This window comes from Acetobacter sp. P1H12_c, assembly GCF_018811975.1.
In the GTDB taxonomy this organism is placed as follows: Bacteria; Pseudomonadota; Alphaproteobacteria; order Acetobacterales; family Acetobacteraceae; genus Acetobacter; species Acetobacter persici.
Genome location: NZ_JACRVR010000004.1, coordinates 77,192 through 90,181 on the forward strand (window position 1 = coordinate 77,192; position 12,990 = coordinate 90,181).

At 58.2% G+C, this 12,990-nt stretch carries 10 protein-coding genes; 6 read left to right on the forward strand and 4 right to left on the reverse strand.

Annotated features, from left to right (window positions below; all coding sequences use genetic code 11):
• Positions 1 to 11 precede the first annotated feature (11 nt).
• Positions 12 to 425 (reverse strand): hypothetical protein, encoded by a 414-nt coding sequence (locus KP699_RS04715; RefSeq protein ID WP_215761792.1) that lies wholly within the window; start codon positions 423 to 425, stop codon positions 12 to 14.
• 383 nt (positions 426 to 808) lie between these two features.
• Here KP699_RS04715 and KP699_RS04720 point away from each other — a divergent pair, with 383 nt between their 5' ends.
• The 6 genes from KP699_RS04720 to KP699_RS04745 all read left to right on the forward strand — a co-directional run bounded on the left by KP699_RS04720 (position 809) and on the right by KP699_RS04745 (position 8,584).
• Positions 809 to 2,593, forward strand: coding sequence for an ATP-binding protein (locus KP699_RS04720; protein ID WP_215761793.1), 1,785 nt, complete (start codon positions 809 to 811; stop codon positions 2,591 to 2,593).
• Entirely contained in the window at positions 2,583 to 4,577 is a 1,995-nt protein-coding gene (locus KP699_RS04725; protein WP_215761794.1) for a response regulator, read from the forward strand. Before KP699_RS04720 ends, KP699_RS04725 begins: the two co-directional genes overlap by 11 nt.
• Before the next feature lie 62 nt (positions 4,578 to 4,639).
• Positions 4,640 to 5,245, forward strand: coding sequence for an ATP-dependent protease subunit HslV (hslV, locus tag KP699_RS04730; RefSeq protein ID WP_025825502.1), 606 nt, complete (start codon positions 4,640 to 4,642; stop codon positions 5,243 to 5,245).
• Entirely contained in the window at positions 5,245 to 6,558 is a 1,314-nt protein-coding gene (hslU, locus tag KP699_RS04735; protein ID WP_215761795.1) for an ATP-dependent protease ATPase subunit HslU, read from the forward strand. The genes hslV and hslU overlap by 1 nt, the downstream gene beginning before the upstream one ends.
• The gene (locus tag KP699_RS04740; protein ID WP_212359053.1) at positions 6,558 to 7,001 is read left to right on the forward strand and encodes a SufE family protein; all 444 of its coding nucleotides are present in this window, start codon (positions 6,558 to 6,560) and stop codon (positions 6,999 to 7,001) included. The genes hslU and KP699_RS04740 overlap by 1 nt, the downstream gene beginning before the upstream one ends.
• Before the next feature lie 305 nt (positions 7,002 to 7,306).
• On the forward strand, positions 7,307 to 8,584 hold the full coding sequence (locus KP699_RS04745) for a M48 family metallopeptidase (protein ID WP_215761796.1): 1,278 nt from the start codon (positions 7,307 to 7,309) through the stop codon (positions 8,582 to 8,584).
• A gap of 158 nt (positions 8,585 to 8,742) precedes the next feature.
• On the opposite strand, the gene KP699_RS04750 is transcribed toward KP699_RS04745, so the two are convergent.
• Genes KP699_RS04750 through KP699_RS04760 form a run of 3 tightly spaced genes read right to left on the reverse strand, consistent with a single transcriptional unit; the run spans position 8,743 to position 12,885 of the window.
• A complete protein-coding gene (locus KP699_RS04750; RefSeq protein WP_215761797.1) occupies positions 8,743 to 11,067 on the reverse strand; it encodes a molybdopterin cofactor-binding domain-containing protein in 2,325 nt (774 codons plus the stop codon).
• Positions 11,060 to 11,533 (reverse strand): (2Fe-2S)-binding protein, encoded by a 474-nt coding sequence (locus KP699_RS04755; RefSeq protein WP_025825495.1) that lies wholly within the window; start codon positions 11,531 to 11,533, stop codon positions 11,060 to 11,062. Before KP699_RS04755 ends, KP699_RS04750 begins: the two co-directional genes overlap by 8 nt.
• A 20-nt stretch (positions 11,534 to 11,553) precedes the next feature.
• Entirely contained in the window at positions 11,554 to 12,885 is a 1,332-nt protein-coding gene (locus KP699_RS04760) for a cytochrome c (protein WP_215761798.1), read from the reverse strand.
• Between the last annotated feature and the right edge of the window lie 105 nt (positions 12,886 to 12,990).

Here is a 12,990-nt window from a genome sequence, read left to right on the forward strand (position 1 = left end):
AGTCAGCCAGATTACATATTGCGGCCAGCCAGCGTGGCCAGAGTGGCACCGGCTGCTGCCAGACCCATGAGCAAAATGCCATCCCAGACCATGCTGCTGGCTGTCAGCGTGTGGCCTGCGACCGTGATCTGTGCCGGAATGGCGGAGGCGACGTTGGCAATGGCATCCCGCGCCTGAGGGTCCGCAGAGGCGCTGACGTGTGAGACGGCGCCAATCAGCACCGGCAGGGCTTTCCACGCAACACCGGCAATCAGCAGCAGCGGGGCAAACAGTTCAGCCAGTTGCTGAATGAAATAGAAGAAAAAATAGCAGACGGCCCAGAGCCCGGCGCGCGCCAGCCTGAGGGCGGGAGAGCTGCTGCCTGATGCGTCTGAGACAAAAGAAAACGGCCGATGAGCATCAGCACGGTTGGGGGTGGGGTCCATGGGTCTGGTGTTTCCTCGGCCAGTAAAAGCAGGGTGTGCCGCGCTCAAGAAACCGGCAGGCGCGCACAGAATTGCCGCGATTATACACAAGACAGGCAGGAGGGCACAGATGCATGACCTAAAAGGTGGTTGCTGTGGCTTTCCTGCTATAACAGGCCGTAAGGGGCGTCTGGGTGATAGGCTGAATTCTCCCTCTGGTAACGCATTCGCGAACAGACGGGACCGTCGGGATTTGGTTAGATAGAGCGATTCACGCTCATGAATGCGCGGCCTCTGTGGCCGTCAGGCAAGGGCATGATGTAGAAAAAATAGCGGAAGAAAGCAGGACACCTGAACAACGTGATGTGCGCTCCGGAACAACAGGTGCGGGATGCGGGATTGAGATGACAGTTGGTTCGGGTACCGTTTTGCTGGTGGGGCTGGACCCCGTGGGTGAGGGCGCTTTTTCCGCGCTGCTGACCCAGCGCGGCTTGCAGGTTCAGTCTGTCTCCACGGGATGTCAGGCCTTTGCGGGGTTTGAAAGCCAGTTGCCGGATCTGCTGGTGGTGGCCGGCACCCTGCCGGATATGTCCGTGGCGCGGCTGTGCCAGCGGCTGCGCGTGAATGCCGTGACCCGCAGTATTCCTGTTCTGGTTCTGCTTGAGGCGCCGGATGCCGAGCAGGAACGGCTGGTGCTGGAACAGGGGGCGGATGCCTGCCTGAGCCGTCAGGCTGATCCGGCTTTTCTGATGTTCCGCGTCTGTGGTCTGCTGCGGGAAAATGATGAAGATCCGCTCTCCCGCGCCGGGGGAACATTCCGCCAGCCCAGCGTTGCTATTGCGACGGCGCCGGGAGGGTTGTTGTGGTCCTGGCGGGGCGGCGGGCGGGATGCCCCGCCTGTGTTGCAGGATTTGCTGCGGCGGCACGGAGCCACGGTCTCTCTGATTGACGATCCGGCTGATTTTAATCTGGCAAACTGCCCTGTGGGCAAGGACCAGCCGGATTGTCTTGTCGTGGATCTGGCCTGTCCGTCCTTTGATGGTCTGGCCTTTGCCCATACGGTTGTGGCTATGCGCCGCCGGACCCGGCAGTGCATGCGCGTGCTGGGCATGGTGGAAGGCGGCCAGCTTTCCGGCCAGATGGCCAGCATGGCCTTTAGCGCCGGCGTGGATGATCTGGTGGATGCGGATATCGCGCCGGACCTGCTGGTAGCGCGCATCAGCAGCCTTGTGCGGCGTAAAATGGTGCAGGATGAAACCCGCCGGGAAGAAGCACATATTGAAAGTGCCCGCGCCCGTATGGCACTGGCGGATGCGCTGCGGCGCGTGAATGCGGATCTGGCCTCAGCCAACCGCAAGCTGATTGAGGCGCAGGCCAAGCTGGTGCAGTCCGCTAAAATGGCGTCCCTTGGAGAACTGGCTGCCGGGATTGCGCATGAATTCAACAACCCGCTCGCTTTTGTTCTGGCGCATGAAAATACCGTGAATCGCAGTATTTCCCGCGCCCTCAGCGCCGTGCGGGAAGGCGATACGCTGGCGGCGGAGCAGGCGCTGGCAAAAAGCAGTGAGCGTCTGGCGGCCTCCCTCATCGGCCTCTCCCGGATGCGGGATCTGGTGGTGAGCCTGCGGCGGTTCTCACGGCTGGAGGAGGGGGAGTTCAGCCGTCTGGATGTGCCGGAAGCCATTGATATGGTTCTGACGCTGCTGGCTCCCAAGCTGGGCCAGAATATTCGTGTGATCTGTGCGCTGGACGCCCCGCCGGACCTGTTCTGTCAGGCCGCGCTGGTCAATCAGGTGGTCATGAATATTGTCAGCAACGCTGCCGACGCCATTACGGAAAAGCAGCGTGAGCAGGAGGCTGCGGGCCTTGCCGCGGGCGAGGAGGATAGGATTGAAATTACGTCCTCTCTGGAGCCTGCCACCACCCATACGGGACAAGATTACGTTATCCGGATTAGTGATACCGGACCGGGTGTGCCGAAAGATCTTCAGGAACGCGTTTTTGAACCGTTTTTCACAACAAAACCTGTAGGCTCAGGAACAGGGCTCGGGCTGGCGACCGCGTATGGCGTTGTGCAGGCCCATGACGGGAGTATTGTTGTGACCGATGCTCGGGAGAACGGCGGAGCCTGCTTTACGTTGCGTGTGCCCTATCGGGCTGAAGAGGAAAGGCGCACCCATGCTGCCTGAACCTGACAAAAGGCCCGTTGTCCTTATTGTGGACGACGAGCCGGAAATACTGATTGCTCTGACAGACCTGCTGGAAGACGCGTATGACGTGCTTTCCGCATCCTCGGGGGAGCAGGGGCTTGCGCTGCTGAAGCAACGGTCTGACGTAGCGGTGATTGTGTCCGACCAGCGGATGCCGGGCATGACGGGGGATGTGTTTCTGGCCCGGGCCAGACTGCTGTCTTCCGCCGGGGCTATTCTGCTGACGGGCTATGCGGATATCACCGCGGTGGAAGCCGCGTTGAATCAGGGGCAGATTTCCTTTTTTGCCTATAAGCCTTGGGATGATGAAACCCTGCTCTCCATGGTGGGGCAGGCGGCGTCCCGCTATCGTCTGGAAAAAGAGCTGCAATGCGAACAGCTTTTGCTGCGTGGGCTGCTGGATAACCTGCCGTTTGGTCTGGCGTTCAAGGAAGAGACCGGGCGCTTTATTCGTCTCAACCGCCAGATGGCGGACCGGTTCGGCCGGAGCATAGAGGCCTGCGTTGGCCAGACGGAAGAAGAGCTGGTGGACGCTACCCGTCTGGATAGCCTGAAAGAAGCGCAGAGGGTTCTGGATTCCTCTGGCCGGGATCAGCAGATTTTGCAACTGGCCGGGCCGGACGGGCAGGCCCGCTGGCATGACCTGACGCGCGTGCGGCTGGACGGTGAGCCGGGAGTGACTGTGTCCGGCGGGGCAGCGGGCCTGAAAAACTATTCCATCCTGATTGACCGGGATGTGACAGATCTGCTGGCCATGGAGCAGCGCCTGCGTCAGGCTGAAAAAATGCAGGCCATTGGCACGCTGGCTGGCGGGATTGCCCATGACTTTAATAATCTTCTGACGGCTATTCTCGGCTCACTGGAACTGGTGATGGATCTGGAGCCGCCGAAGGAGCCCGGTGTGGCCCGGCTGTTCCATAACGCGCTGGAAGCCGCACGGCGCGGCGGTGCACTGACGCAAAAGCTTCTGGATTTCAGTCGTCCCCGCCATCTGGCCTGCCAGCAGGTTGATTTGCGAAAACTGATGGCATCCTTGCAAAGTTTTATGTCTCAGGGGAAAGTTCCGGATGAAATTCAGGCAGTGCTGGGGCCGGAGGGCGGCTATTCCAGCAGCCGCATCAGCACGGTGCAGTTTGAACTGCCTGATGCGCCCTTGCCTGTGGTCTGGACGGACGCAACACAACTGGAACTGGCGGTCTTTAATCTGTGCGTGAACGCGCTGGATGCGCAGCCGGAAGGCGGTGCGACGACTGTTTCTGTCCGGCAGGCGGCACGTCCGCTCGGGCTTGTGAGCAATACGCATAATGGGGAAGCCTGGGTTGTGGTTCAGGTGATGGATCGCGGCGTGGGCATGACGGAAGAAATGCAGGCCCGCATTTTTGATCCGTTCTTCACTACCAAAGGGATCGGGCAGGGCACCGGGCTTGGCCTGTCCATGATCTATGGCTTCATCAATCATTGCGGGGGGGAAGTGCGGGTGGAAAGTGTGCCGGGTGGCGGCACGTCCATTGAACTCTGGCTACCGGCCATGGCGGAAGAACGCCCGGCGGTACCGTCTATTACGCCCGCACGGGTGCAGGCGGCCTCTCCGCAGAAACTGCCGCCCGTCCAGCAGGGCGAAACTATTCTTGTGGTGGATGATGAACCGGGAGTGCGGGCTGTAACAGCCGGTTTCCTGCGCCGCGCCGGATATGCGGTTCTGGAATCCGCCAGCGGAGCCGAGGCGCTGGGGGTGATTGCCGATAAACCGGATATCGCGCTGGTTGTGATGGATGTGATGATGCCCGGCATGAACGGGGATGAAGTCGCCCGCCGCCTGCATACCGTGCGTCCGGAACTGCCTGTGCTGTTTGTCACCGGCTATGCAGATCTTGCGTCCCTGCCGGAAGGGGTCACGGTCCTGCATAAACCCTACACGCGGGACGCGCTGCTGGGGGATGTCAGGGCCATGCTGGCCGCATAAGCGGTGCTTTCCTGCCCGCAGGCCTCTTGTGCTGGCGGCAGGAAAGCTTATCTCTTGCTACTATGCAAAGCTTTCACACAGCCTCCTCCTCGCATGATCCCGTCGGATGGCACGGGACAACAATCCTCTGTGTCCGGCGTGGCCCCACTGTGGCTATGGCCGGAGATGGGCAGGTCACGCTCGGTCAGACCGTGATTAAAGGGAACGCCCGTAAGGTGCGGCGGATTGGCCCTTCCGGTTCCATTCTGGCCGGATTTGCTGGTGCCACGGCGGATGCCTTTACGCTGCTTGAGCGGCTGGAAGCCAAGCTGGAGCGCTACCCCAATCAGCTTGAACGCGCCTGTGTTGAACTGGCAAAAGACTGGCGGACAGACCGTTACCTGCGGCGGCTGGAAGCCATGATGGCGGTGGCTGATGCTGAACATTCCTATACCCTGACAGGCAATGGTGACGTTCTGGAGCCGGAAGACGGCATTATCGCCATTGGGTCCGGGGGGAATTTTGCCCTCTCTGCCGCTCGGGCGCTGCTGACTGTTGAAGGGCTGGATGCGGAGGATATTGTGCGGCGGTCCATGAAAGTGGCCGGGGATATCTGCGTTTATACGAACCATTCTGTCAGGGTGGAAACGCTGACGGCCTCTCCTTCAACAGATAAGGTTTCTTCCTGATGGATGCACCGACCTTTTCTCCGAGGGAAATTGTCTCGGAGCTTGATCGTTTTATTGTCGGGCAGGGTGACGCCAAGCGGGCTGTGGCCATTGCGCTGCGCAACCGCTGGCGGCGTGCGCAACTGGCCGAAGGGCTGCGCGAAGAAGTTGTGCCCAAAAACATCCTGATGATCGGCCCGACAGGCTGCGGGAAAACCGAGATTGCCCGCAGGCTGGCAAAACTGGCGCAGGCTCCGTTTTTAAAAGTTGAGGCCACCAAGTTTACGGAAGTCGGCTATGTGGGGCGCGATGTGGAAAGCATTGTGCGGGATCTGGTCGAAGCCTCCATCACCATGCTGCGGGACGTCAGACGCAGGGATGTCTCGGTCCGTGCAGCGCAGGCGGCGGAAGACCGGCTGGTTGAAGCGCTGGTCGGGGCAACGGCCTCGGCCGAGACCAAGAACAAATTCCGCACCATGCTGCGGGATGCCCAGCTTGAAGATAAAGAAGTCGATATCGCGGTTGTGGAGGCTGCTCCGGCAGGCGGTGGCGAGATGCCGGGGATGGTCCCCGGTCAGGTCATCAACTTTAGCGAGATGATGAAAAACTTCATGAGCAAGACACCCCAGCAGCGCCGCCTGAAAGTGGCGGCGGCGCGGGAGTATCTGGAGCGTGAAGAAGCGGACAAGATGCTGGATACGGAGGCCCTGACGAGGGAAGCCGTGGCCCATGCACAGGAAAACGGCATTGTCTTTCTGGATGAAATTGACAAGGTCTGTGGGCGTGCCGCCGATGGTGGTGGCCGGAGTGGCGATGTCTCGCGCGAGGGTGTGCAGCGTGACCTGCTGCCGCTGATTGAAGGCACGACGGTGTCCACCAAATATGGCCCGGTGAAAACGGACCATATCCTGTTTATTGCCTCCGGTGCGTTCCATCTTGCCAAACCGTCTGACCTGCTGCCGGAATTGCAGGGGCGTCTGCCTATCCGTGTGGAACTTCAGCCGCTGACCCGTGAGGATCTGCGCCGTATTCTGACAGACCCTGAACATTCTTTGCTGAAACAATATACGGCACTCCTCAGCACGGAAGATGTGACGCTGACATTCTCGGACGGCGCGGTGGATGCGCTGGCTGAACTGGCTGCGGACATTAACGAGCGTGTGGAAAATATTGGTGCACGCCGTCTGGCCACGGTGCTGGAAAAGCTGCTGGAGGAAATCTCCTTCACGGCGTCTGACAGAAAAGGGGAGGCCATTCATGTTGAGGCCTCTCTGGTTCAGGAAAAAGTTGCTCCTCTGGCCCGCAAGGGTGATCTCAGCCGGTTTATTCTGTAATGAACGCACCTTTTGTTTTGCCGGAGGAAGACACAGCCTCCGAAGCGATTGACGCTATCCGTGATGAACTCGACGTCTTTGACGACTGGATGGAACGCTACCAGTACATCATTGAAATGGGTCGCAAACTGCCGCCCTTTCCGCCGGAGTGGTGCAATGATGATCACCGGGTGCCCGGTTGCCAGAGTCAGGTCTGGCTGGAAGCACAGGAAGAGGGTGGCAAGCTCTACTTTGCCGGGCTTTCCGATGCTGCGATTGTCTGCGGGCTGGTAGCGCTTCTGCTGCGGGTGTATTCCGGGCGGTCACGTGAGGAAATTATGGAGACAGATCCTCAGTTTTTACGGGATCTGGGGCTGGTGCAGGCTTTGTCCACCAACCGGGGTAACGGCGTGGAAGCCATGGCGCGGGCAATCCGGTCGGCTGCGGCGTCTTTAAAAGTTTAAGTCTAAAAAGTCTTCTTGCGTAAAAAACCGCAAGAAGACTTTTTCTCGAAATTCCATTTCTTTGATGAAATTAAATATTTAATTTTTAATTATATAGATAAGCCCTGCGTTATTTTATTATTATTTCTTGTTATTGTAATGGTTAATTCGGTTTATTAATATTTTTATTTATTAGAGAATATTAATCATTGGCGTTCTTAATCAATGTTTTTATAAATATATGAAGACAATGAAGAAGCTTAAAAATATCTGTTCATGATTTTCTTCATGCAGTAGCCTTTAAATCGTTATGGCCGTCTCTTGTCTTGAAGGATTTTATCTATCCTTCAAGATTTTGTATTTTTTTTGAGAATTTCAGATCAGGCCATGGTCTTTTAAAGCGAGAAAATTATAAAATGTCGTCTCTTATTTATCCTAAAGAAAGAACATTAGAGAAAATAACACTCGTTCTGGGTATCATTTTCTGGTTGCTTCTTCTTGTTGGTACATTTGGTGTTGCCCTGCTTGTTCTTCTTGTGGGGTATATTTTCTATCTTTTTGCACAGTCAGCTCTCATTTCTTACATCAAGGGCAATGGTGTTCTGCTAACATCACGGCAATTCCCAGACCTGCACCAGCAGTTTGCGGAATGTTGCGCCACACTGAAGATGGAGCCGTGGCCGGAGGTTTACATTCTGCATGGCAACGGTGCCATGAATGCATTTGCTACGCGTTTTTTGGGTGCTCAGTACGTAGTGCTTCTTTCCGATGTTGTCGATGCCATGAGAGCTAACCCGGACGGTGTCCGTTTTTATCTGGGGCATGAAATTGGTCACCTGCACATGCGCCACCTTGGTAAAATGTTCCTGCGCTGGCCAGCATTGTGGCTTCCGCTGCTGGGCGCTGCGTATTCTCGTGCGCGTGAAACTTCCTGTGACCGATATGGCCTCGCCTGTTGCTCATCGCCGGACAATGCCGGGCGGGCCCTGGCTGCGTTGGCTGCCGGGCATAAGCGCTGGAGAGATCTTGATCTTGAACAGTTTTGCCTGCAGGTGCGTGAAACTTCAGGTTTCTGGATGTCTCTGCATGAACTGACAGCAGGATATCCGTGGCTGACAAAGCGCGTGGCCCGTGTCACGTCGCGAGAGGCCTTTATTCCTGCACGCTCAAAATTTTCCTACCTCCTTGCGTTGTGCGTGCCTTACGCAGGGCGTAGCGGCGGTCTGTTTGCCCTTATAATTTATATCTATATTTTGTTGTTCGCCTTTGCGTTTGGATTGCCTTTTTTAAAGGATGTAACGGCAAGGTTTGAGGCAATTAAGATGGTGAACGAGACCGCAGTCGCACGCAATGCGCTGACAAACGCCTATTTTAATAACCGCCAACCCCCAGCTTCCCTTGCAAGTCTTGGTGTGCCGACTGGCCTGCCCAACGGAGATCGCCTGCTCTACAATCAGCAAAACATGACGCTTGTTATCAATTCTGGCGGTAAGAGCATCCGGCTGATTCCTTCCTTGCTTGACCAGAGCAAGATCATCTGGCGCTGTGTTGCGGTGGAAGGTTTGACGACCAAGCAGCTTCCAGCCTGTAAAGGCCCTCGCTAACAAGGGTCATACTCCGCCTTAATCAGGCTCAGAATATTATGACAAGCTTGTCTTAGGGGGTGATTTCAACGCCCCTGTCGATAGAGCAAAAAAACCGGCTGCTCAGAAGAGCGCGCCGGTTTTTTTAACCGTTTTATTCGTTCCGAAAAAAGTCTGCGTTATGCAGATTTTTTCTCGGAAAGACCTTTCAGAACATCCGCGGGGCGGATGGGCTGGTGGCGCAGGCGGACACCCACAGCATTAAACACACCGTTGGCAATGGCTGCACCAATGGTCGTTACACCCGGTTCGCCCAGACCCATGGGCTTTTCCGTGCTGTCCACAAATTCAATATCCATCTCCGGGATATCGGTAATGCGGAGCGGGGTGTAGGTGTTCAGGTTACGGTCCCGCACGTTGCCGTTTTCAATTTCGGTGTTCTCAAACAGTGCCATGCTCAGGCCCCACAGAGCGCCACCTTCCGTCTGGGCCATAGCGCCATCCGGGTCCACAATGGTTCCGGCGTCCAGCACCAGCCAGATTTTCTGGCAGGTGACAGCACCGGTTTTGCGATCCACATGGACCTGCACAGCCCCCGCCGTCCATGTCGGCATCGCGCGTTCCTGCCCGAAGGTGGTCGCAATGCCAATGGCGGTATCAGGCGGCAACTGGGCTTTGCCATAGCCGCATTTTTCTACCAGACGCTTCAGCACATTGGCCTGACGGGTCGCGCCACCAACGGAATCCGGTGCCTTGCCCGCGTTGCGGCCTTTGGCTGTCAGCAGGGAGAGGCGGAACTCGACCGGGTCATGGCCGAGGTCATGCGCCAGTTCATCCAAAAATGCTTCATGCGCCCATGGCGTCCAGCCGGAGCTCACGGAACGCAGCCAGCCGGGGCGGAACGTGGCGTCTGCCAGATCATTATCAAGCGCGCGGACACGCATCGGGCCGACATCATACCAGTGGTCAGCACCTGCAATGGCGAACTGATCATACGGTTTGCCGTCAGCACCTTTTTCCATGAAGGCGGCTGCCATAACACGGGTCGGCCAGCCTGCGGAGGCATGATGCTGCCAGCCCTTGAGGTTTTTCTGGTCGTCCAGCGCCACGCGCACCGTCTGGATGGACGGGGAGCGGAAGGAGTCAAACTGCATATCATCCGAGCGGGTGAGGATCAGCTTGACCGGCTTGCCGTCCAGCGCCTTGGAAATCAGAGCAGCGGGAACCGCGTAATCCCCGTTCAGGCGTCGGCCAAAGCCACCGCCCAGCAGATAGCTGCGCATGATAACGTCGGACTCTTTCACCTGAAGAGCCTTGGCAATTACCGGCAGGAACAGGGACTGCCACTGGTTACCGCAATGGATTTCCCATTTGCCATCCTGCAGGCGGGCCAGAGCATTCATCGGCTCAAGCTGGTAATGCAGCACGGAGGCGCAGGTATAGGTGCGTTCAAAAACCTGTTTGGCGGAGGAGAAAGCGGCATCCACCCCATCATCATTGAACACGCAGGTGCCACCGGTTTTTTCGGCAATCTGCTTGCGGCCATGTTCGAGAATGTCTTTTTCCGAGACATTGGCCGTCTTGCCCGGTGTCCACGTAACCTTCAGCGCATCGGTTGCGCGGATGGCGGCAGGATAGGTAGAGGCAATAACAGCCACCCAGCCGGGCACCGTTTCGGACGGGTCTTCCAGAACGATGTAGCGGAGATAGCCTTTGATCTTTTTGGCTTCACTGTCATCCACGGAAACGACTTTGGAGCCATAGCGCGTAGGCGGCAGTTTGGGCCGCGCATACACCATGCCGTCCAGCTTGGCGTCGATCCCGTAAATGGCGGTGCCATCCGTTTTGGCCGGAATGTCCAGCGCCCGGACTTCCTTGCCAATCAGGCGGCGCTCAGAGTGCGGTTTGAGCGGCAGCTTGGCCATCTCATCCGGTGTGAAGGACCGCGTGGGGCGCGCATGGCTGACAATGTCCCCAAAGGAGACGGAGCGGTTGCCTGCAACCACCCGGCCATTGCGGGCGGCGCAACTGGCGGCGGAGGTGCCGAGCAGTTTAGCGCCTTCTTCCACCAGCACGGTGCGGGCGGCCGCACCGGCCTGACGGAAGACATCCCATGTCATCCACACGGACCATGACCCACCGGTGACCATCAGGCCCCATTTCGGGTCTGTATCCACATAGGTAATGCGGACTTTATCCCAGTCGGCTTCCATTTCATCCGCAATGATACGAGCGAGGGCGGTGCCGATATGCTGGCCCATTTCCGCACGGATGATGTTGACGTTGACGACACCATCCGGGCGGATGGAGCACCAGACGGTGGGTTCAAATGCGCCATTGCCGGGCAGGCTGCTGTTCTGCGGGAAAGTCTGGGCGGCGGAGGCCTCCCGCGCAAACCCGAACATGAACGCCGAGCCAAGGCCTGTCAGCAGCACGCCGCGGCGGGTCGGGCCACGTCCGGCCGCACGGTCCTGCCGGGCTGCAATGCGTTCCAGTTTACCCATTAGACTTCTCCTCACGCATGGCGGCGGCGGCTTTTTTGATGGCCTTGCGGATGCGGACATACGTCATGCAGCGGCACAGGCTGCCGCCCATTACGCCGTCAATTTCTTCATCCGTCGGGTCCGGATAGTCCTTCAGCAGGCTGACGGCCTGCATGATCTGGCCGGACTGGCAGTAACCGCACTGCGGAACCTGAATGTCCCGCCATGCCACCTGTACGGGGTGTTCACCCTCGGGGTGCAGGCCTTCAATCGTGGTGATCTCAGCCCCTTCAACGGAGCTGACCGGCGTGATGCAGGAGCGCGTGGCGCGGCCGCCAACATGCACCGTGCAGGCGCCGCACTGGCCAACGCCACAGCCAAATTTGGTGCCTGTCTGGTCCAGCTCGTCACGCAGGGCCCAGAGCAGGGGGGTATCTTCCGGCACATCGACGGAAACGTCACGGCCATTGAGTTTGAACTTAATCATGAGTGGCTCCGTGTGCCGCCTTAGTGAGAAGAATTGACGGGAAGGGTTTTAACGGTCTTGCGAATTTCCGCAGCTTTCTTCTCAAGGTCTGTCCAGGGCGGCAGCGTGGTGCGGGTGCGGCGCAGGTAGGCGGCGATACGGGCCATATCTGCGTCGGACAGAGCGTTATAGAAGCTGGGCATGGCAACGCCGGACTGACCTTCTTCCGCGGTCAGACCGTGCAGCATGACCTGATACAGGTTGGTCGGCTCATCCAGCCACAGCGCATTGTTCAGCGCGAGATCCGGGCGGCCAAGCACGGGCATGGGTGCCGCGTTGTAATGGCAGGCCCCACAGGCGCCCTGATACAGGCGGGCATCCGGGTCCAGCGTATTCAGGCCGATCAGATCTTTTTTGGACTGCTCCATGGCGCGGGCAAGGGCGGCCTTGTCATGCCCCTGCCGTTCGGCCGCGTGGTCCACATCCGCATAGTAATGTGCAATGGCATGCACATCATAATCGGGCACCTGAGAGAGGAAGCGGTGCGGGATGGGGGACATGGGGCCGCCAGCCGGGCCGTGCAGCGGTGCCACGCCAAAGCGCAGATACTGGTACAGCTCGTCTTCCGTCCATGTGGTGGGCGTCGGGTTCTTGTCGTTCAGCGGGGGGGCAATCCACGCATCCACCACAGCGCCATCATACATGGAGCCCTTCTTTTCGGCCCCCATCAGGTTACGTGGCGTATGGCAGGCGCCGCAATGGGCATTGCCTTCTGCCAGATAGGCACCACGGTTCCACAGTGCATCATGGCTGGGGTCGGGTTTGTAGACGCCGGGGGTGAAGAACATCAGCTTCCAGCCCGCCTGGAAAATACGCAGGCTAAGCGGGAAGGGCAGCTCATTCGGGCGGCGGGCCATATGCACGGCGGGGCGCGTCATCAGATAGGCATACAGATCAGAAATATCCTGATCCGTCATTTTGGTGAAGTGATCATACGGGAACGCCGGGATCAGATGCACACCCTGACGGGAGACGCCGTAACGCAGGGAGCGGCGCAGCGCCTCTTCTGACCATGCGCCAATCCCCATTTCCGGGTCCGGGGTGATGTTGGAAGAATAGATTGCCCCGAACGGGGTTTCCATCTTGTAGTCACCGGCAAGCTCAGGGCCGCCGCCATTATCTGTGCGGGTGTGGCATTCCGCGCAATAGCCTTCAGCCGCGACAATGCGGCCGCGGTCAATCTGCTCGGCGGAAAAGCTGCTGGCAGCCGGCGGCTGTATTGTGGCAATCGGCGGATACCAAGCATAATACAGAAACCCGAGCCCGCCCAGGACACCAGCCCCGACAGCTCCTGCTAAGAGACGTTTAATCACTCTACCCCCAATCCTGTGCATACGACAGCCAGCCGAAGCTGAAAGACTGAAAACGCCCAGTCTCCCTCTTCGGGAGGTCCGGGAACCTGCCGTCTGAAGGTCTGT